The sequence below is a fragment of the Abyssisolibacter sp. ZYX002 genome, from assembly GCF_056892235.1.
Map to the genome: position 1 here is coordinate 108,093 of NZ_JARMXH010000005.1, position 23,182 is coordinate 131,274.

The 23,182-nt window shown below is 30.6% G+C and carries 18 protein-coding genes; 7 read left to right on the forward strand and 11 right to left on the reverse strand.

Features of this window, described 5'->3' with window-relative positions; genetic code table 11:
- The first annotated feature begins 13 nt into the window (after positions 1-13).
- The 4 genes from P3X86_RS14995 (at position 14) to P3X86_RS15010 (ending at position 6,914) form a co-directional block, all read left to right on the forward strand.
- Positions 14-3,064: an efflux RND transporter permease subunit gene (locus P3X86_RS14995; RefSeq protein ID WP_483293525.1), complete on the forward strand. Its 3,051-nt coding sequence runs from the start codon at positions 14-16 to the stop codon at positions 3,062-3,064.
- 20 nt (positions 3,065-3,084) lie between these two features.
- Complete coding sequence (locus P3X86_RS15000) at positions 3,085-4,545, forward strand: TolC family protein (RefSeq protein ID WP_483293526.1); 1,461 nt, start codon at positions 3,085-3,087, stop codon at positions 4,543-4,545.
- 199 nt (positions 4,546-4,744) lie between these two features.
- The gene (locus tag P3X86_RS15005) at positions 4,745-6,013 is read left to right on the forward strand and encodes a Gfo/Idh/MocA family protein (protein WP_483293527.1); all 1,269 of its coding nucleotides are present in this window, start codon (positions 4,745-4,747) and stop codon (positions 6,011-6,013) included.
- A gap of 58 nt (positions 6,014-6,071) precedes the next feature.
- Complete coding sequence (locus P3X86_RS15010) at positions 6,072-6,914, forward strand: helix-turn-helix domain-containing protein (protein ID WP_483293528.1); 843 nt, start codon at positions 6,072-6,074, stop codon at positions 6,912-6,914.
- 45 nt (positions 6,915-6,959) lie between these two features.
- Here P3X86_RS15010 and P3X86_RS15015 read toward each other — a convergent pair whose 3' ends face one another.
- The 11 genes from P3X86_RS15015 to P3X86_RS15065 all read right to left on the reverse strand — a co-directional run bounded on the left by P3X86_RS15015 (position 6,960) and on the right by P3X86_RS15065 (position 18,473).
- Positions 6,960-7,763, reverse strand: coding sequence for an HAD family hydrolase (locus P3X86_RS15015; protein ID WP_483293529.1), 804 nt, complete (start codon positions 7,761-7,763; stop codon positions 6,960-6,962).
- Between the two features lie 4 nt (positions 7,764-7,767).
- Positions 7,768-8,883 (reverse strand): cysteine protease StiP family protein, encoded by a 1,116-nt coding sequence (locus P3X86_RS15020; RefSeq protein ID WP_483293530.1) that lies wholly within the window; start codon positions 8,881-8,883, stop codon positions 7,768-7,770.
- On the reverse strand, positions 8,870-10,252 hold the full coding sequence (locus P3X86_RS15025) for a phosphoribosyltransferase family protein (RefSeq protein WP_483293531.1): 1,383 nt from the start codon (positions 10,250-10,252) through the stop codon (positions 8,870-8,872). Before P3X86_RS15025 ends, P3X86_RS15020 begins: the two co-directional genes overlap by 14 nt.
- A gap of 26 nt (positions 10,253-10,278) precedes the next feature.
- Positions 10,279-11,469, reverse strand: a complete 1,191-nt coding sequence (locus P3X86_RS15030; protein ID WP_483293532.1) for an HpcH/HpaI aldolase/citrate lyase family protein — start codon at positions 11,467-11,469, stop codon at positions 10,279-10,281.
- Positions 11,470-11,629: 160 nt separating this feature from the next.
- On the reverse strand, positions 11,630-12,235 hold the full coding sequence (locus tag P3X86_RS15035; protein ID WP_483293533.1) for a TerD family protein: 606 nt from the start codon (positions 12,233-12,235) through the stop codon (positions 11,630-11,632).
- A 19-nt stretch (positions 12,236-12,254) separates the two neighbouring features.
- Positions 12,255-12,833, reverse strand: a complete 579-nt coding sequence (locus P3X86_RS15040) for a TerD family protein (RefSeq protein ID WP_483293534.1) — start codon at positions 12,831-12,833, stop codon at positions 12,255-12,257.
- A 60-nt stretch (positions 12,834-12,893) separates the two neighbouring features.
- Positions 12,894-13,190 carry a hypothetical protein gene (locus P3X86_RS15045; protein WP_483293535.1) on the reverse strand — a complete coding sequence of 99 codons (297 nt, stop codon included), beginning with the start codon at positions 13,188-13,190 and terminating at the stop codon, positions 12,894-12,896.
- Positions 13,191-13,553: 363 nt separating this feature from the next.
- Positions 13,554-14,135, reverse strand: coding sequence for a TerD family protein (locus P3X86_RS15050; protein WP_483293536.1), 582 nt, complete (start codon positions 14,133-14,135; stop codon positions 13,554-13,556).
- Between the two features lie 56 nt (positions 14,136-14,191).
- On the reverse strand, positions 14,192-16,870 hold the full coding sequence (locus P3X86_RS15055) for a calcium-translocating P-type ATPase, PMCA-type (protein ID WP_483293537.1): 2,679 nt from the start codon (positions 16,868-16,870) through the stop codon (positions 14,192-14,194).
- Positions 16,871-16,961: 91 nt separating this feature from the next.
- A complete protein-coding gene (locus P3X86_RS15060; RefSeq protein ID WP_483293538.1) occupies positions 16,962-17,801 on the reverse strand; it encodes a TerD family protein in 840 nt (279 codons plus the stop codon).
- Between the two features lie 12 nt (positions 17,802-17,813).
- Positions 17,814-18,473 (reverse strand): AIM24 family protein, encoded by a 660-nt coding sequence (locus P3X86_RS15065; protein ID WP_483293539.1) that lies wholly within the window; start codon positions 18,471-18,473, stop codon positions 17,814-17,816.
- Between the two features lie 420 nt (positions 18,474-18,893).
- Here P3X86_RS15065 and P3X86_RS15070 point away from each other — a divergent pair, with 420 nt between their 5' ends.
- The 3 genes from P3X86_RS15070 (at position 18,894) to P3X86_RS15080 (ending at position 23,132) form a co-directional block, all read left to right on the forward strand.
- Entirely contained in the window at positions 18,894-21,389 is a 2,496-nt protein-coding gene (locus P3X86_RS15070) for a YceG family protein (RefSeq protein WP_483293540.1), read from the forward strand.
- Between the two features lie 17 nt (positions 21,390-21,406).
- Complete coding sequence (locus P3X86_RS15075) at positions 21,407-22,504, forward strand: toxic anion resistance protein (RefSeq protein WP_483293541.1); 1,098 nt, start codon at positions 21,407-21,409, stop codon at positions 22,502-22,504.
- A gap of 130 nt (positions 22,505-22,634) precedes the next feature.
- Complete coding sequence (locus P3X86_RS15080; RefSeq protein ID WP_483293542.1) at positions 22,635-23,132, forward strand: SEC-C metal-binding domain-containing protein; 498 nt, start codon at positions 22,635-22,637, stop codon at positions 23,130-23,132.
- Positions 23,133-23,182 lie beyond the last annotated feature (50 nt).

Here is a 23,182-nt window from a genome sequence, read left to right on the forward strand (position 1 = left end):
GGCAGGTGAAAAAATGAAAAGACTAATGCTAGCAGCTATAAAACGAAGAAAAATAACTCTATTTCTGATTGTCTTTTTTAGCATTATTGGAATGTATAACTATTATATTTTACCTAAACAAGAATCTCCAGATATAAATGTTCCAATAGCTATTATCACTACTATATATCCCGGTGCATCACCTGATAATATAGAAAAATTAGTGACCAGTAAAATTGAAGATACTATTAAAGAAATAGATGGATACAAATCTAGCCAATCATATTCTAAGAACAGCATAAGTATTGTTAGACTTGATATCAATAATGATGTTGATGTTAATATGACATGGGACAAATTAAGAACTAAAATGTCTGAGTTACAAAGTAAATTACCTTCTGGTTGTAAAAATATAAATGTAAATACTAAACTTGCTGAGACAGCTGGTATAATCATTAGTATGTCAGGAAAAGATTATACCTACGAAGAATTAGCCAGCTACGCTGAGATGATAAAATCAAAACTTAGCAAAATTGATGGTATCTCTAGATTTGACATTACTGGAAAGCAAGAAAAAGAAGTACAAATAAATGTAGATTTTAGGAAACTAAATCAATATAATTTATCTTTTGAAGATATCGCAACTATAGTAAAAGCTCAAAATGTAGATATACCTTCTGGTAGTATTGATAGTGCTACAGGGCAAATCAATGTGAAAGTATCCAAAGCATTTTCTTCTCTAGAAGAAATAGGCAATACCATAATTAACGTATCTAGTGAAACTGGAGCTGTGCTAAAATTAAAAGATATTGCTGATATTGGCTATGAACATGGAAATTCTAATTTAAAAATTAAACACCAGGGTCTAAATTCAGTGTTACTAACTGGTTATTTTAGTAGTGGAAAAAATATAATAATAGTTGGAAAAGAAGTAGAAAAAGTACTAAATGATGTAGAGAAAAACTTACCTAGTGATATTATATACAATCAAGTACATTATCAACCTAACGATGTATCACATGCTGTAAATGATTTTTCAAATAATCTTCTCATAGGTATTTTACTTGTTATTGTTGTAGTTTTTATTGGTATGGGCTTTAGAAATGCAATAATTGTGTCAACTGCTATTCCTTTATCTATACTAATAACTATTACTGGCTTTAAAATTATAGGAGGTACTATACACGAGATATCTATTTCAGCATCTATTGTTGCTTTAGGTATGCTTGTAGATAATGCAATAGTTGTAAGTGATTCTATACAAGTTCGTATAGACAACAAGGAAAATAAGATAGACGCATGTGTTAGAGGTACTTTAGATGTCGCTATACCTGTATTAACCTCTACTTTGACTACTATTGGCGCTTTTTTACCACTGTTATTGTTAAACTCTTTAGCTGGGGAATATATAATCTCTCTTCCACAGATTATAATTCTATCGCTTACTGCTTCCTATATAGTAGCTCTATTTGTAACACCAACTATGGCTTATATATTCTTTAAGGAATCTAGTCAAAAAAATAAAAAATATAGAATAAGAAGTTTTTTCACTGGTTTATTAAAGCAAAGCTTAAAGCATAAATTTTCTTCGATTTTTATTTGTCTTATATGTATATGTATTGGAGGATTTTTAGTCTCAAAACTTGGTCTTCAATTCTTCCCTAAGGCTGATAGAGATGTATTTTACATTGATATTAAAGCAGAGCAACCAGGTAATATAGATATCACTGAAAAACTTGCTGACAAAGTTAGTGATATTTTATCTAACCAAACTGAGGTTGTTGACTATACAGTATCTATCGGTGACGGATTACCAAAATTCTACGATACTATGCCTATATTTTACCAATCTAATGATTTTGCTCAGGTTATGGTAAAAGTAGATTTATCCAAAACTGATAGATTTAAAACTTATATAGAATTCACTGACTATCTACAAGGTATGTTTGATAGAACACTTTCAGGCGGAACTGCTACTGCTAATCTGCTCGAAATAGGTGTACCTATTGGTCATCCTGTCAAAATACGTTTAGTTGGTGATGATATACAAACATTGTACGATTATGCAGGAAAGGTTAAAAAACTTTTAAAGGATATTCCTGATACTATAAATATAGGTGATAACTTAGAAGAAAAAGAATATGAATACTATGTTGATATTGACACTAATAAAGCCAGCACCTTAGGAATAAGCAAATATGAGATACAAAAAGAAATCTATATGGCAATGAGAGGAAACAATATCTCAGTCTTTAGAAACGAAGGCAATGAATACAACATTACCTTAAAAGGTAATATCAAAACTAAAAACGAGTTAGAAAATTTGGCTATAAAATCGAAGTTAACTGGAAATAAGCATATTTTAAAACAGATGGCAAAGGTTAAACTTATCCCAAAAACTAATATGATTACTAAATTTAATAATGAAATTTGTGTAACTGTTTATAGTGATGTTAAAGAGGGAGGTAGTGCTGTAGATATTGAAAATGCAATTCAGCCTTTATTGTCCACTAAAGACTTTGAACATGCTCAGATAATATTCGATGGTGAGAGAGAATCGATTAATGATAATTTTGGTAGTCTCGGTACTTCGGCTATATTCGCAGTACTTGTAATCTATTTGATATTGTTAATGCAGTTTAATTCTTATGTTCAGCCATTAGTTATATTGATAACTATACCTTTTTCCTCTATTGGATCTATAATAGGATTATACGTATTGGGTCAAACTCTATCATTTACAGCATTACTAGGTATGGTGAGTCTTATGGGTATCGTTGTTAATAATGCCATAGTTCTGATTGACTATATTAACAAAGAAATAGCTGATGGTAAAAACATTGAAGATGCATGTAGCCATGCTGTAGATAGAAGATTTAGACCAATAATTTTAAGTACATCAACAACTATAATAGGGCTTATTCCTTTAGCTATATCAAGAAGTGAGATATTTACACCTCTATCAATATCATTGATTTTTGGTTTAATAATATCAACACTTTTAACTATGATTATGATTCCTACTATTTATAGTATGATTATGAATAAAGTCCATAAAGTTTCAGATAGAATAGTTCGTAGATAGGTATAAAAGGAGGAGCTGTAATGAAAAAAAGAGTTAGTCTAATATTAATATTTAGTTTATGCTTTATAACTGTAACTATTAGTTATGCTCAAAATGATAATACAAAGCTCAATTCATATACATTAGAGCAATGTATAGATATCGCCCTTGAAAATAATTTAACTATAAAAAAAATTAAGCAGGAGCTAAAAATAAGTGAGTTTAATAAAAAGCGTACTAATAGAAAAAGTAGAAAAATATTAGATAGCGAAGATTCTCTAGATATAGGCTGGGCAGAATATGATAAAAATAAAAAAATAGCTGATAATACTAAAAAACTACTGTCTTCTATACAAGATGCACCTGACCCTAATGCTGCATTAGTAGATATGAAGAATAAAAATATGATAGATGATAATACCTACAATTTACTTCATGGCAAAGATAAAAGTACTATGGATGGTATTATAAATAATATGAAGAGTAATATAGACGGTAAAATAAATGCTTCATATGGCGATCTGCGTAGCTCAGATGCACAACTAGATGATGTTAATAACAAGGCTGGCTCAGTTATTTCGAGTAATCTCAAACTATCTACTAATGTTAAGCTAAGTGTCAAATCAACTACCGAACTATTAGATGCTATAGCAAATATTAACTACGATATAACTAAAGCAGGTTTTGATATAAGTAAAAAACAGATAGCTATGTTAGTAGAAAATAATTACTATGAAGCATTAAAGAAACAAAAAATTGTAGGTGCTAAAGAGAAGTCACTCGACAGAGCTAAAGGGCAATATGATATTATTAAAAACGCTTATGATGAAGGACTTAAAGCAAAGGATGATCTTTTATTGGCTAAAGCAAATCTTGAACTTATCAATGTCGAGCTTGAAAAAGCAACCTGCGATGCTCACAATGCTAAAATAGACTTGCTTAATTCTTTAAATATACCACTTGATACTGATATCAATATTGTGGATGTACCTTTATCATCTAAAGATGTGCCTTCTCTAGAAGATGGTATAAAGCAGGGGTTAGAGAAAAGACTAGAAATAAAACAATCTTTAGGAAAATATGTAATAGACAGCTTGAATCATGAATTGACTTCTAGATCATATCCGGATATTACAAATCAATACAAAGAAGCTCTATATAAAAAAGAACACTCTCAAATAGAGCTAGAAATACAGCAGAAAAGTATAGAAGCTGATATAAGAAAGAACTATGAAACTATGGTTGCAACAAGCAAAATGTATGAGCATGTTAAAAATAGTGTTCTGCAAATGGAAGAAAATCTTAAAATAGCAACTTTTAAATACAATGAGGGTATTGGTTTTAGTAGCGCAAATTTAGATTCTGATGAATTAGGTGGTACTATAATGGAAGTATTAGCTGCAAGTGAAAAGCTAGCTCAAATTGAAGAAAAAGTTGTTGAAATAGAATATGCTAAAAATATTAGTATTACTAAATATCTTAATTCTATAGGCGAATATTAACAACCATGGAGATATCAATAGCTGATATCTCCATTTTATTTTATATACTGTTGTCTTTCCTTCCCTTAGATATCATAATAATTTTACAGTAATCTTATAATATTTCTTTTTATAAATTCTTCATGCTAATTTACAAAGATTTTATATTGAAAATATATTATATTAGTTTTATATAATATATTTCTGTGAGGTGAATACTTTGAAAAATAAACCTTTAACCGCAATACTAATTGGTGCTGGACAACGTGGTAAAGACGCTCTTGGATCATATGCCTTGTCCCATGACAATGATTTAAGATTCGTAGCAGTGGCAGAACCTATGATTGGAAGAAAGACTGAGTTTAAGACTAAACATGATATCCCAAATGAATTATGCTTTAATTCGTGGGAAGAATTACTAGAAAAAGAAAAACTAGCTGACATAGCTTTAATATGCACTTTAGATAATAATCACTATGAACCTACCAAGCTAGCTTTAGAGAAAGGGTATCATGTATTGTTAGAAAAACCAATGTCAAATAACATCATAGAGTGTATAAAACTTGGTGAATTATCTAAAAAATATCCTAAGCAAGCTTTTTCTATTTGTCACGTTTTAAGGTTTACCAAGTTTTTCTCTGAACTTAAAAAATTAGTTGACAGCAAAGTAATCGGTGACATAATGACTATACAGCATAACGAATATGTAGGTAGAATTCATCAAGCACATAGTTTTGTTAGAGGTAATTGGGGTAATTCAAAAAAAGAAAGTCCTATGATATTACAAAAATGCTGTCATGATATGGATATACTCTTTTGGCTAGTTGGTAGTAAATGCAAAAACATATCTTCTTTTGGTTCTCTTGATTATTATTGTGGTAAGTACTCAAAAGATAGCTTGCCTAAAAGATGTTTAGATGGTTGTCCTATTGCTGACGAATGTGCTTTTAACGTTAGTAAAATATATTTGACAGATAATATAGACTGGCCAACTTCTGTCATTAGTGATGATCTCAGTTACGAAGGTCGCAGACAAGCACTACAAACAGGTCCTTATGGCAGATGTATATATCATTGTGATAATGATGTTGTAGATCATCAAGTAATTAGTATGCAGTTTGAAAATAATGTAACAGTCGCAATGACTATGACTGCATTTTGTGATGATGGTAGGAAAATCAAAATTATGGGAACTAATGGAGAAATAAATGCTTCTTTATATGATAACGAAATACAAATTGTCAAGTTTCCTTCTAAAGATGTTCATACTATAAAACTGAGTACTGATAAAAATGGACACTATGGCGGTGATACTGGATTAATGAAAGATTTTATTAATCTTGTACGTAACAATGGTGATATTCGTGGTCTTACTGATGCAACATTATCTGTTCATAGTCATATAATGTGCTTTGCAGCTGAAGAAGCAAGAGTTACTAATCAGGTTATTAATATAGAGGATTATATTAATAAACATAGAGATTATTAATATCAGATATTGTTTACCTTTAACTTTATTTATGATATATTTTGCTTAGGTGATAACTATGAAATTAAACAATACAATCGAAATTAATGAAATAATTACTTTTTATTACTTTGATTTTTCTAAGAATTATTCATACGATGGTGAAAAGCACGATTTCTGGGAAATTGTTTATGTTGATAAGGGAAAATTAGAGGTAAGAGCCGATAATTGCTATTATACATTATATGCAAATAATATGATCTTCCATCAGCCAAATGAGTTTCACAGCTTGAAGGCTGATGGTAAAACTGCTCCCAATGTAATCGTTATGAGTTTTGTATGTACATCTAAAGCTATGGATTTTTTTAAAAAGAAAATTCTCAAGTTAAATAAACAGCAAATTTCTTTGCTAAGTAATATAGCAAAAGAAATAAAGTTAAATTTTGAAGCAGGATATATTAAAAAGAAACATAGTTTTAATATCGGTTGTGAACAAATTCTAAAGATAAAAACCGAGGAATTTTTGATCAATTGTCTTAGATACAATGACATTAATAATTTAAAACCATACAAACTTAATATGACTATTAATAGAGAAAATAATAGAATTGATAATATTGAACAAATATTGATGGATTATCTATATGACAACATATCATTAGACCAAGTATCAAAACTTTCTAATCTTAGCAAACCATATTTACAAGACCTTTTTAAAAGAACTAAAAAAACTAGCGTTATGCGTTACTACAGGAGTCTACGAATGGATGAAGCAAAAAGAATGATTAGAGAAAAAAATCTAACATTTACTGAAATCTCCCAAATATTAAATTTTGGTTCTATACATCATTTTTCAAAACAATTTAAGGATATTGTTAATATGACACCTACTGAATATGCTAAATCTACACTTTTATATTAAGAGAGCTCTTCTAAATCTAGTGAGCTCTCTTTATTTTATAATATATTATAAAACATTATAATAGTTTGCTATAGTCATCAAGATTTCATCGGCTGCCTTTATTCCTTCTACTGTCGTATAGCTCATGCATTCTAATTTACCATCTGTTATCTCACATATACCTCCATGCTTAGGCACTATAAATCTATTACTTACGTTTGCCATTGCGAGGTCCAACGATGAGTCGCCTGACGCTGCAATACTATTTATATTTTCTTTATCTGCTATAAATTTAACAGCATCTCCTTTATTTACGTATTTCGGTATAAAATACAGCTTTCTACCCTGTCTTGTGGCAATCCAATTTTTTTCATTAATCCATTTTATATAATCATCTAATTCATCTTGAGGTATCTTGTTCTCATCTACAATACAATAGAAAAATAGCTCATCAGCTATACGTAACTTCTTGACCCAATTATCATATTTTATTTTTTCAAACTCTTTTATTGCATCATGTAAATCAATACATTTATCAGCTATCTTATTAGTAATAATGTTTTGCCACTCTTTATTAATACTGTTATTTTCTACTATTATTCCTCCATTAGCTACTACTGCATATTTGAGATCAAGAGGCTTGAATACGTCTATTCGTTGAAATTGTTGTAATGTTCTAGTTGTAACTGGTACGAAAAGAAGCTTATCTTTGATTTTCTTTAATAAATCTATAGATTTGACTGTCATATAAGTTATAGGTTCTCCACTTAATCTCTCAACAACCTTTATATCTTGATCCTTTATTATTTGTTTGTCTATTAATTTAAAACTATATATCAGCGTTCTATCTAGGTCACTCGCGTAAAGCATGTCGTTATCTCCTTATGTTTTTTATTAAGCCACAGCAATTATAAGCCTTTAAATTATAGGTTTCTACAGGTACATTTCTCTCTTTAGCAAGCTGTAATATATGCTCTAGATTTTCAGAGTTTTCTTTAATTAGTATTTTCCATGGAACTCTCCTTAAAAGCACTCTCGTAGTTTCTCCTATTCCAGGTTTTATGAAGTTTATATCTTCGATCTTAAATTCTTCTAAAAGGTTATGGACATCTTTTAATCCAATCCAAGATATACCTTTACTTTCAATATCATTTTCAATGTCTCTTAATGATTTTTCTACATCATCTTTAACATTAGCAAACTCATTAACGATTGTATCTATAAATAAATTTGAAACATCTTCTTTTATTAATTCTTCGTAAAATTTAGCACCATGAAAGTCATTTCCACCAATTAAGTCCTCTCTCAAAACAGTTCTACTAACTAATCCAGATACTGTTGAATTCAAACATGCACTAGCTATCAAGAAATCCTCTCTTGTACCATACATTGATGTACAGTGAGCTGGGTCAGCTATCACTGCCAAAGTGTCATCTATGTTTGTTCCATGGGCTTGATTGAATTCTCCACATGCCTTTGTCAGCTCGTTTGTTATTGCGCCTTTTCCTGTCCATCCATCAATAAACTGTATATTTCTATTAGGATGTTTTTCTAATATATATTTTATTGCATTCTCATCTATTCCTCTTCCTCTTATAATTGATATACTATAATGTGGTATATCTATGTTGTACTTATATTTTATATATCTTTTTATCAGGATTCCAGCTGGAGAGCCAGCTCTAGCTAATGATACAAATACCACATCTTCTCCCTTTAATTTTAGTATTCTTTCAGCTACAACTCCAGTTGCTACTGCTATTTTATCTTTATTTTGTTTTAGTGCTTTATAAAATATCGTCATGTACTCATCAGAAGGTTTATATTCTATTGGTAACATCTCTGAATAATGAACTCCTGATTGTATAGCCCTTTCTCTTGTAATATTGTTTTGCTCTGTTATAAATTTTCCGATATCTTTGAGTAAAAACTTAACATCCTTTTGGCTATAACTGCTTTTAACAAGTGACTTTGTATTAAGCTTCTCCAATCATATCACCTCTTCTTCTCATTGCATGTGTTACAATATATATTGTCTTTGCACCTGTCTTTTTCATAGCTTGTATTAATGTATCTGTGCTTAGATTAAGCCCTTCTCTTTCTATAAATATAAATATATCATCATAGTAGTTTTGAGGTATGTTGTAGACATAGTTTTCTATATTGGAATCTTTCATACTTTGGAAGGTGTATTTATTTTGAAGTGCATAACCTATATCGTCACTAGGATAAACCGGACTTCTAGTGGTTGAATGGTACAAAACACCTTCTCCCATATATGATGCTATCAACATTGGTATATACATGAATTCTCCAGTACCTAAACACAATGTTTTACTGCCTGTTCTTATGTTTTTCAAATTCTCACCACATATACGAGATATATTATCAATTTTATTATTATCTATACTGTCTATCCCAAATCTACCAGTAAATCTTAGATAATCACAGTCATTAGTATTACCATTTGTATCTTTAGATATTGCCTTAATTGTATCTGTGAAAATATCTTCTAAGTTTATATATTTAATTTCTGTTTTATTGATTGCATCGTTTAAAACATTGTTATCTTTGAAAAAACCCGCCTTTATATCATAATAATCTATTTCTCCTGAGACTAGCGATACAGTATCTATTTTGACTCCTAGCTCCTCTTCTTTCTTAATAAAATACTCTTTGTCTTGCTTACTTCTCCAATCTAAAATTGAAACAATTGTATATCTTTTTCTAGGATATTTTTTCTGTATAGATTCAATAATATTTATCGTTGTTTTCCCAGTTGTGATTTCATCATCAACAAATACTATTGGAATATCTGACTTAAGTATTGACGTGTCAATTGGATATATCATATGGCTAGTTGCATGAGAGTGTTCTTCTTCAAATGATATTGGCTTGTTATTTGTCAATATCGTATCTCTAGTAGTATGAATATAATGCGCCTTATCTTTAAAACTATCAAAAAAACTATGTCCTAGCGCTGTTGCTGTCTCTGCAAACCCTATTATTAATGTTTCCTCTGGCAGATCTATTTTTTCATTTAATATTTGCTCATATTGATTTTCACTACACTCGTTTTTGTTCATTATGTCACAAAGATCTGATACCTTTTGATTTATCTTGTATGTTTCTTCTATATATTTATGACCTAATAATCTACCTGTAAGCAATGATATCTTAGGATTAACTGGAATGTGTTTTCCCAGTACTTTACTTACAAATAGGAATTTTCTTTTTAAATTCTTTCTTGCTGCCATGCAAAAAAGGTTATCTATATTTAAATCATACTCGTTATTATTTATACTGATCTTTATATCAAATTTATTTCCTATACTGTATTTATAGCAGGATTGCTTCATTATTTAGCCTCTCCTTTCCATATATGTTATAGTGACTTGTTGTTATATATATCTATATATTTCATTCCTTCGTTAAATACACCATATAGCTTAGCTCTATTTAAAATCTTTTTTGCCCAGTTTATATGTGGTTTTATCTCATTCATTTTATTCTTATACTCACTCTTAAATACTCCAATATCGCCACCACGCTTATTCATTATACTAACTGCATCTGTATATTCTTCATGCGTAACTATTAACATAGATTGAACTGGCAATATGTGACTAGGATGTATTATTGTCTTGCCTAGTAATCCGTTTGTTTTATCTAGTTCTACTTCTCTTAGTAATCCATCAATATACTGATTCAAAAGAGTAGTTCTCATTACTTTTCCAGCTTCTTTTCCAAGTGTTTTTGTAAATGGAGATACTCTTAGTTGTGGCTTTAGCAATCTTTCTCCCGAAGAAAAATATTCCCAAACAGGTGCTGATACAACCAAATCTTTCTCTATTCTTGTAAATGTGTTTACTATATCTCCTATACAATCTCTTATTACCTGTATATCATATATAGTTTTATCATAGCTTCTTCTTATTCCAAATAAACTACAGAAATCTGTTGCACCTATTCTAATATTTAAAACTAATTCTCTATAATTCTCAAATATCCTTGAAAGCTTTGCTAACTCTTCTTTTCTACTTTCAACATATATTATCTCTTTGCCTTCTAGTATTGGCATACCATAAACGATATTATGTGTGTTTTCATTTATTTTTTTAAGTTCTCTAAAGTATTCTTCACCTGTCTTTGATGTAAACTTCGGAAATACAAAGCCTGTTATATAATCTATATTATCACCTATCATGCTTGCCATGCTTTTCATTTGCTCAGCGCTTCTTACTCTAATAAATAAAAGCGGAATGTTTTCCTTATCAAGTTGATTATTTACTACTAATTCATCAATTTCCTCTACGGTTCTTATAAGGTTTTGCTCTGCTATTTTAACCTGATTATCACCTATTGCATCCTCTAAACATAAAACTATTGTCATTAGACCATCTTTTATAATTTTCTTGATGTCTTTTACTATACTATTTCTTGTTGCCGGCATATATAAAGTTGCACCTAATGCATAAGCCAGTTTGTCTCTATCATCATGTCTATAGAAACTCTGAGGTTTTTTATAAAATATTGATTCTATCTGTTCCTGCTCAAGATAATTAAAGTACTTCAACTGCTTCCCTCCTATACTTTTTAGTAAACTGTTTTTTCTTATGCATTAAACTAATTTCACTTTTATACACTAAATCGTTAATCTTATGAATTCGTAATATAGCTATAAGAAAAAGGAACTCTCATAAAGATTTTGAGCAGTTCCTTAAATCCAAACATTTTTACTGATATTTTCTAGCCATTTCTCCCAAGGACGTGTCACCAGTTCCTTGACCTAAAGCTACAAACTTCCACTCATTATCATGTCTGTACAATTCACCAACAGTTAATGCTGTCATATTTGAATATTGCTCTGTAAGATTAAATCTTACCATTTCTTTATTATTATCCATATTTACTATTCTAATAAATGCATTTTGTATCATTCCAAAATGCTGTCTTCTTTTTATACAATCATATATATTTACAACAAACACTAGCTTTTGTACATTTGAAGGAACATCCTTTAAGTTAACCATGATTTGCTCGTCGTCACCATCACCATCTCCTGTCAAGTTGTCTCCCATATGAACAATACTTCCATCGTATGATTTCAAGTTACCAAAATATACAACATGCTTGCTACTTTCTAACTTATCATTTGCATTAAGCATAAATAACGAAGCATCACAATCTATTTCTGGCGTTGAGCTAAATAAACTCTTTATAAACCCTCCGCCTTGCCCTCCTTTGACTGGATCCCAGCCCAATCCTACCATTATCTTTGATAGTGAAGCGTCTTCTTTTGATAAATTAATCCTTTGACCTTTTTGTAAATTAATAGCCATTTTATAATCCTCCTATTATTTATACACTTAATCCATAGCTTTGACAAAGTGATGCAAGTCCACCTTGGAATCCACTTCCTACAGCTGAGAATTTCCATTCTCCATCATGTCTATAAAGTTCACAGAAAACAAGTGCTGTTTCTATTGAGAAATCTTCTGTTAAGTCATATCTTAATACTTCTTCTCCTGTTTCTTCGTTAACTATTCTAACAAATGCATTAGAAACTTGACCAAAGTTTTGACTTCTTGCAACTGCATCATGTATTGTTACAGTTATTGCTATTTTATCAATTTCAGAAGGTATCGCTGGGAAATCAATGATGATTTGCTCATCATCTCCGTCTCCTTCACCTGTTCTGTTATCACCTGTATGAATAACTCCTCCACTAGAATGAGTCAAGTTATTATAGAAGATAAAATCCAAATCATTATTAACTTTGCCATTAACTCCAACTAAAAATGCTGATGCATCCAAATCAAAATCATGTCCTCCATCATATTGATTGGTATCCCAGCCCAAACCAACTATAACCTTTTTTAGCCCTGGATTGCTCTTTGTTAAGTCTATTTTTTGTCCCTTTGATAAATTTATTGACATTATATAACCTCCCTATTACCTATTTCTTATATTATATATTAAGTAATTTGTGTATTTCAACTAGTCACGTTCTTTCTTTTTGTTCCTGATTATATTAATACTACCAAATCCACCTACTACCGCTATATAGAAACCAAAATCATATAACCATCCATTATTGAAAACCTCATAAACTCTTATATTGTCATTAAATAACCCTCTAATAAGTGATATTGGTGCTATCCATCCATGCCAGATTCCACTAAATATACCTGCTCTATCTGTCAAATTACATGATCCATCTCCAGGCATACATCCTGCTAATATAACCGTAGTAAATATTAGCATTCCTATAAGTGTTATCTTTTTCTTGTTCACTAACACAGACCCCCTTATTTATATGAGGCTGCCTTGATATCATTCAAGGCAGCTCTTTATACTTACATTGGATTGCTCTAGAATGTATAAATTACAAGGCATCTAAATTTATACGGGTTGAGTGTACTTTTTCGTACGCGATTAGTCGTATAACATTTAGATAACGCAGTAATTTGCCATTATAGACTATCCTATTACAGGTTCCCTTGATAGTACTAATCAAGGCAAGCTCTTTATACTCACATTGGATTGCTCTAGAATGTATAAATTACAAGGCATCTAAATTTATACGGATTGAGCGTACTTTTTCGTACGTGATTAGTCGTATAACATTTAGATAACGCAGTAATTTGCCATTATAGACTATCCTATATTGATTCCGAAGTTACCGCATAAAGCTCCAAGTCCACCTTCAAAACCACTTCCTACAGCTGAGAATTTCCATTCTGCACCGTGTCTATAAAGCTCTCCTACTACTACTGCTGTCTCTATACTGTAATCTTCGCTTAAATCATATCTGATTAATTCTTCACCTGTTTCTTCATTAAATATTCTTATATAAGAATTTAATACTTGACCAAAGTTTTGCCCTCTGTTTACTGCATCATGTATTGTAACTGTAAATGCTATTTTACTAACTTCTGGTGGAACAGTACTTAAATCAATCTTGATTTGCTCATCATCACCTTCACCTTCACCAGTTCTATTATCTCCAAGATGTGATACTGAACCTGATGGATGATTTAGATTATTGTAGAATACAAAGTCTACATCGCTTGATACATGCCCATTTTCTCCTAAAAGAAATGCTGCTGTATCTAAATCAAATTCATTTCCTCCATCATACTTGTTTACATCCCATCCTAATCCAACAATAACTTTAGTAAGTCCCGGATTTGATTTTGTTAAGTCTACTTTTTGACCTTTACTTAAACTTACAGCCATTTTTATCATCCTTTCTTATCAATATTTTATTTTATTTATATAAATTTATATGTTTATTAGCTTTGTTTTAATGTATTTCTAATAGTTTTTCTTATTAGGTCAACTGGTATAATTACTATAGCAAGTCCTGCTACTGTTAACCATTCTTTTAATGTTAATCCAGCTGTTCTTAGTATGTCTCCACCTATATAAGCCATAACTACTTGGACTACTACTATTACTCCTACAACTTTTAGGAATCCTTTATTTTCTCTAATATGTGCAAACAAGTTTAGCTCTGTAGTTCTCGCATTGAACATATTGAATACGTTTAAGAATATAAAGAACGAGAAGAATCCTGTTAAGTAATATATATCTTCTTTTCCTGTTGGTCCTGTTCTAAATAGTTCTTTAAAGAAATCTAGCTTGAGGAATAATACACTAAGTAGCGCTATTAATCCACCATTTGTAAGTATTGAGCTCCACATATCTTTGTTGATTATAGCTTCTGTTCTTGACTTTGGCTTTTCTCTCATATATTTTCTTAGAGCTGCTTCTCCACCAAATGATAAAGCTGCTAGTGTATCCATTACTAGGTTTACCCATAACATCTGTGTCATTGATAGTGGTAAGTCTACCCCTATAAATGGTCCAATGAATGCTATCAATATAGCGCCAACATTTACTGTTAACTGATATACTATAAACTTTCTTATTGAGTTGTATATTGTTCTTCCATAAAGCACTGTTTTTGCTATTGAGTTAAAGTTATCATCTAGTATAACAATATCACCTGCTTCTTTTGCAACTTCTGTTCCTGATCCCATTGCAAAACCAACATCTGCTTTTTTAAGTGCTGGTGAGTCATTAACTCCATCACCTGTCATACCGACAACTAAATCTAAACTTTGTGCTATTCTGACTAATCTACTCTTATCTGTAGGTAATGCTCTTGCTATTACTCTTATATCTTTTAGCATTTTCTTCAATTCTTCATCTGATAACTTTTGAAGCTCATTTGATGTAAGAACTATATCTGTATCTTTCTGAAGTAAATTTGCTTCTTTAGCTATTGCCATAGCAGTTTCTTTTCTATCACCAGTTATCATTACTACTTGTATTCCTGCATCTAATGCTTCGCCTATCGCCTGTACAGATTCTGCTCTAAGGTCGTCTCTTATTCCTACTATACCAACAAAAGTCATTTCCTCGAAAAGTTCTGTCCCTACAGCTTTATCTGTAGTAGCTAGCGCTAGTACTCTTATTGCTCTACCTGCTAACTCATTTATTTTGTTGTTTATAGTCTCTAATTTATCTTTTCCAAATGTCTGCTTATTTCCATCCTTATCATAATACGTTGTACAGGATGTGAGTATCTTTTCTGGAGCTCCCTTTACCAATGTAAGGTTATATTCTCCTTCAACTTGAGTTGCTGAGAATTTATCTTTACTGTTAAAAGGTATATTATCAACAGTATTTAAGTTATATTTGCCAATATCATCGCTTATAAAATGTAACAAGGCTCTTTCTGTTGAGTTTCCACCTAATACTACTTTCTCGCCATTTTCTTGTATATTCAAGACTGCATTTGTATTCTGCGAAATGGATATATCAACAACTTTCCCTAGTTTTTCTGGAATATCACTATTTGAGTCATATTGGTTGTTATCTCCGTCACAGAGCAATACTACCTCTAATAATCCCTTTGTTATTGTACCAGTTTTATCACTAAATAATATATTAAGTGAACCTGCTGTCTCTATACCTATGAGCTTTCTAACTAATATGTTGTCTTTAAGTAGTTTTTTCATGTTAAGCGATAATACCATCGCTATCATCATTGGTAAACCCTCTGGTACTGCTACAACTATGATTATAATAGCTAATATAATTGCTGTTACAACGTCACTTACAGCTGTACCTAAGTTCCCACTTGCAAAATAATCCAGTATAGGTGTTCCATTTGCTAAACTGTTTAGCACTATCTTCTTAAACATAAATGATGCTGCTATAAGAGAACCACCTATGTATCCAAATTTACTTATTCCATCTGCTAAATCGCCTAATTTCACTTTCAATGGAGACTCTCTATCTTCTGCTTGAAGCTCTTTTGCAAGCTGTCCATAGAATGAACTATCTCCTATTGTCTTAGCCTCAACTATAGCTTCTCCTTCTACTACTACTGTACCTCTAAATACTTTGTATTCATCTAAGAAATCGGATTGACCATCCTTATATGCATACCCTTCGTTAGGCACATGTTTTTGTGCTTCTTTACTCTCTCCATTTAATACTGACTGATCTACACTTATATGACCATCTACTAATACTCCATCCACTGGTATTTTATCCCCAGTTTGGACCAATATATAGTCGCCTTTTACTATATCATTAATTGGTATTTCACTAACATTGCCGTCTCTGTAAACCTTACATTTAATCCTCGATGCTTCTTCTTGTAGTTTTTGAAATGACTGTTCGTTTGAAAACTCTGAGTAAGTACCAACTAATGTAGCTATTAGTACCGCTATTGCTATACCTAGAGGCTCAAACCACTCAACTTGCCCTAAGAAATAAAATATAACGTCGATTACTAATGCGACTACTAGTATTTTTATTATTGGATCTTCAAAATTTCCTTTGAGCTTATCCCAAAATGTTTCTGTCTCTATTTCGGAAAGTGTATTCGTTCCGAATTTGTTCTTTGACTCTTCAACCTGAGATGAACTCAAACCTTCATAATGTGTTTTTAACATTAATACTCCTCCTCAATACCCTTATGTATATCTTAAATTATACTATAAAGCATATACAATGTCTTTATTTTTATAACGATTACATACATTATTATTTCGTATCTATACCGTAATTATCACATAAAGCTTGTAAGCCTCCTGTAAACCCACTCCCAATGCAGTTTATCTTCCACTCGTCACCATGTTTATATATCTCACTTGCTACTATTGCTGTCTGGTTAGTTAAACCCTGCGCAAAACTGTATGAGAATATTTCTTTATTAGTATCTACGTCAATAATTTTTAGCTGTGCATTTTTAATATCTTTAAATGAATGCTTATTTTTTGCTTCTTCATCTACTGTCACAGTGACGGCGAGTACTTTTATATTTGATGGAACTGTATTTAAGTTTAACTGCAATGTTATATCATAGCAGTCTAATAGCTTTTTATTAAAATCCTTTTTAAGAGCTACTGCATTACTTCTACTAATAGGATTATTATAAAATATAAAATCCTCTTCAGCTGTTTTGTTGTTTACATCCATCATAAAAATTGAGGTATCTATATCAAAACTTTGACTTTTATATTCCCACTCTAGTGCAACTAGCACCCTTGAAATATTTGAAACATTTTTTGTTATACTAACCTTTTGGCCTTTCTTTACGTTTACAGATTTACTTTTATCTATAATATTGTTTGGTTTCTTTATTTTAGCTGGTTGAGGCTTAACCTCACCCGCCGTAGCTTTGATAACATTATTATTGTCTAAAGGTGCTTGTTTCAAACCACTACCTTGAGTATTTGCTATACCTTTTTGTATAGCTCTAGCGCCTTGTCTTAGATCAATCTTTCCTTCATGTATTACTGAATCACCAAAGTTTACTTTTACTTTATTATTGTTATATATTTTTCTTCCTTGTTTTGTGCCTTTTTCTATCTTTATTTTCATATGGCTCCCCACCTAATCAACAGATAATTTTAATCCCGAAGGTCTTTCTGAAGGTTGTACAATAACTATTTCTCCATGAGAACTAAATTCTAGGAAGTATGATTCTCCTGATGTTTGACCAATGAAAGTCTTCCAATTCAAATCAGTTCTTACACTTGGATCTTGACCTGTCCAACAGATAACTGCATCTGGATCTACTACACATGGAGTTTCAAGCACTATAGGGTTACCATTAGATGTTATTGCTACTTGTGCATTAGGCCCTATCGATGTAAGCTTGGATGTAAATAAACCTTTTTGAGATATAACTCCAACACCTACAAACTTAACTCCATATTTACAATCTGGTGTGAATGCTAATAAATTCTCTCCCTCAACACCTATACTTTGGCCTTGATTTAGCGTAATAATTGATACATGATCTGCAAAATGTGCCATATAGTATGTACCTTTTCCATTAACCTTCATTATAGGTATGTTTTCCCCACTGAGCTTTCTCGATGCATAATTCATAACAGATCTTAGCATAGAACTATTTGCATTTGTGTCAAACAATACCTTCTCTTGTTTAAATGAACCTTGAAAAGCAACCATAGCTCCAGCTCTTGCAAAGAATTGACCATCTCCTTCTGCAACGCATGTTAATTCATGTTGTATTCTAAAATTAAACATATCTATCTGCCTCTTTTCTTTGATTTTATTAAGTAAAATAACTCACAAAACTTTTATCTTTTTTATTTCTATACATAGCATACCACAAAATACAATTATTTTAAAGTATTTTTTTATTTTTTTATATATTTTTAATTGTAGTTTTAATATTTTTAATTATGCCATCAATATATTTAATAGAGGTTTTAGGAGATAAATTTACACTTTTTTCAATAATTTATATTTTTAAACCTTATAGTAACTATTCAAAATTTCACATTTTTCTGTTATACTATTAATAGTTACACATAGTTACGGTAATTACATTCATATCATTACTATAAAATACTTATTTATGATATGGTGAACTTTTATCTTTCAAATGAAATACTCACAAATAATCCCTAACTAACTAATTTATATAGAAGGTAGGTATTTAATATGATTAATACACGTAAATCCTTTAAAGTTATTATAACCAAATCTAATAACCCATTAGAAGATTTACAAAAACCTATAAAACAAAGATTAGGTTTTGCTTCTGGTAAAACTCCTATTTACCCTATATATTTTTATAGGTACATAGGTATAAACAACAATGAAAAAAAATACTACGATGATATTGATAGCGTTGATAGTAAACTTTCTAGTAGCATGAGTGGATATGAAAGATTTATTGATCATATCCCTGTAAAAGCAATTAGTCAGATGTTGGTAGCTAAAACTCAAAATATCTGGAACAGTTTAAACTCTGGCAACTACAGCCCTATGAGTATTACTAATACTTTAATTTCAACTAAAGTATTACCTAGTTTTAGCAATGCATTGCTAACAGAGGCTATTAAATCATCTCTTGAAAATATATTGTCACTATATATAAACAATGAACATGTCATCAATCCAACAAAGATAAAAAACTTTTCATTAAAGATATTGTCTTGGATTGAGGGTTATTTACCAAAGTTATTTAAAACAATTAATATAGAAAATAACAATCCCAAGGTCATGTATTATGGTGATATAAAAAAGCACGAAATATACTTTTTAATATTTTTATCACAAATAGGTATAGATATACTTTATATTAATTCAATGACTGACTCTGATTTTAGTGTTATAGATAAAAATGGAATTTTCTCTAGAAAACTAGAATTTCCTCTAAAGAAACCATTAAGAACTTTTAGTAAGAAACCTGTTAGCTCTAAAACGAATAGACCTGTAGCTACTCAAAGACAACCTGTAAGTAAAGTTTCTTCAACTCCTACTATTAACACTAGGAGAATAAAACGAATAGATATTAGCACAGCTGACAAGATAAATACTAAACCTAAGACCGCACATGATTTACTTGATGAATTTACAAAACCCTTGAGTGAGAGAAGCGGTTTTATAGGAGGTAATAGCCCTATAATTCCTGTTTATTTTTACAGATATATTGGGATAGACACTAATGTAGATAGTTACTATAATAAACTTTATAGACTCAATAAAAAACTATCAAACGGCAACTACAGCTATATTAAATTTGAAAATAACGTACCACTTACAAATAAACCTAGTCTTGTTGATAAATGTAAAGATGTATGGACGACGATAGATTCTAATACTGTTAATTCATCTGTAATCATTGACAATTTATATGCATGCGGTGCATTTCAAGCAAACAATAATAAAACTATTGCTAATTCTTTTATCAATGCTCTTAGTGAAATGCTTAAGGTCTATCTTGCAAACGAAGGCGCTATAACCATACAGAAACTAAAGAATTTTGTTATGAAACAGTTATTATGGTTAGATGAATACGGAGTGAAGCTTGCATCAAAATTTGACGCCACTAATATTAAAGGAACTACGTTTAATCCTAAAGTCATATATTATGGCAATATCAAGCAACATGAAGCTTATTTCCTCTTGATGTTATCTAAACTTGGTTTTGATATAATGTATATAAACACAGAAAACGATAGTGCATTTAACTCTATAGACCCAGACTGTAAATACTCGTACCTAATAGAATTTGCTGATAAAAAAACTCTCAAAAGTTTCCCAGAAGAAGAAGTTTTGATAAGAACAGAAACTACTGCTTTTAAAGCTTCAAATGAATTATCAGATATAATCTATACAGAAACTGATGGGATATATAAACCTTGGCAGTTTGAAAGCTATGAGACTAAACCGCTTACTTTAAAGACTACTATAGATGAAGTAAAATTACTTTGGAGAGAAGAAGCTAGAATGCGTACTGGATTCAAGGTTGAAAATAAAACAGTATATATTCCAAACTTATTTGTGAAAATTAGTGGAGTTTACGAAGATATTAGTATATATTGGAACGATGTATCTACATTTAAAAATAGTGAAAACACAATTTTTTATAGTAACCTCCCATTCACTACTACTCAGTACACTAGAGAATCATTATATAAATGTGCTTATATATTAGACTCTGAAGGTTTTGTAGATAAAGACAAACTCTTTTCTAGCCCATTATATAAGTTCTCATATTTAAGAACTCATTTGCAGGAGCTAATAGTTCATAAGATTAATCAACTATTTGTACTGCCAATCTTTAAAAATGAAATAAATAAGGACTATAAACTCAAAATCATAATTAGTATTTTGACTATGGATAAACAAATACTCAATCTTATACAAAATTTTGATTATCCATTTAAAGTACCTAAAATAGTGATATATGACAATAACGAAAGCATGTTTAACGACCAAGATATAGCAGTTTTATCTTTTCTGAATTTATTTGGATTTGATATACTAATTTTAACTCCAACAGGATATAATAATATTGAAAATGCTATAAAGTCGAAATACTATGATATACACAAATTGCAAAAGGTACAATTCGATTTACAATTGCCCAATTTAAATAATAAATCAAACAAAAAATCATTTTGGTCTTCTCTTTTTGGTAGACCTTAAGTAGGGGGATGAAAATAATGAACAATCAAAACGTAATGGATCAACAAAATCAAGAGTTTAGTCTTGAGAAAACTAAAAACGAAGTTGCTATTAAGTTGCAAAATTCACCTGAAGTAGTTGCTCTAGCAAGACAAATAGACGTATCTAATGTGGATTCTGTGATGACTTTTGGTCAAAATACCGCTCAAGAGATTTCAAGTTTTGCAGACAAAATATTAGCTTCAATGGAAACATCAAAGGTTGAAGATTCAGGTACTCTATTAGTTCAATTAAATAAAATAATGGACAAATTCGACATCAAAGACTTCGAAGAGAAGAAACCAGGGCTTTTTCAGAAACTATTTAACAAAGCTAAGAACTCAATAGAAGCATTGTTTAGCAAGTACCATACTATGGGTGGGGAAGTCGACAAGGTTTATGTACAACTTAAAGAATATGAAGTAGAAATCAATCAAGCAAATAACATGCTACAAGAGATGTTTGTTAAAAATATGGATTATTATGAGCTATTAGAAAAGCATATACTAGCAGGTAATAGTGTAAAGAATAATTTTGCAAACACAGTAATACCACAGTTGCAACAAAAAGCATCAACATCTACAGATCAAATAGATCAAATAAATTTATCTAATGCTAATCAGATTCTAGAGATGCTAGATCAAAGAATATACGATTTAGAGCTTGCTAAAAATGTTGCACTACAAACAATGCCACAAATCAAGTTAATACAAAAGGGTAACTATAATCTTATAAGAAAAATCAACTCAGCATTTATCATAACAATGCCTATATTTAAGCAATGCTTAACTCAAGCTATAACTCTTAGACGTCAAGCTGTTCAAGCTAAAGCTATGGCAGCGTTAGATGAGAAAACTAATGAATTGTTGCTTAGAAATGCTCAAAACACAGCAATGCAATCTAAGCTTACGGCTCAATTAGCTTCTAGTGGAGCTGTACAAATTGAAACTCTAGAAAAAACTTGGCAAACTATAATGCAAGGTATTGATGAGACTAGACAAATACAAAATGAAATGAAAGAAAAACGTATTGACGGTACTAGAAGACTTCATGAAATACAAGAAGAATTTAATAGCAAAAGAAATGCTATGAGATAAATTAAATTTCATATGTATTAAAGGGGTGTCTAATAAGGCATCCCTTAATAATGTAATAAAACGCCTGTGGCATAGACATAATAATTGTGATATAATTACAAAGGATTAAGAATAGGAAAGGATGAACTTTATGACTTTGTTTAAGCAATGGACAGAACTTGCTAATAAAGATAGATCAGAACAAGCATCTACAGAGTTCTGGAAAGGCTACTTATTAGAAGAACAGACAGTATATGAAAACATATTAGAAAATAAACAAAATAAAATAGAAGGTACTGTTTCTGAATTAGCGAAAAAATATGACCTTGATACTGTTACATTTTTAGGCTTCTTAGATGGTATTAACTCTAGCCTTACTGAGGAATTGGATTTAGATTCTTTAACAGAAGAATCATCTATATCGCTAAATATTGATTTTGAAAAACTATATTACAATATGCTAGCTGCTAAAGCACCATGGTTATATGATATAGAGCATTGGGCTAATATATTAGACGAAGCAACTAGAAAGCAAATCAAAAAAGACTACAATAAAACTCAAACTGTAGTAAAAGGGAAAAAAATAGGACGTAACGAACCTTGCCCTTGTGGTAGTGGTAAAAAGTATAAAAAATGTTGTGGAAAATAGTATTTTAAGACAGCAACTTTATTAAAAGTGCTGTCTTTTTGAGTCTGTCA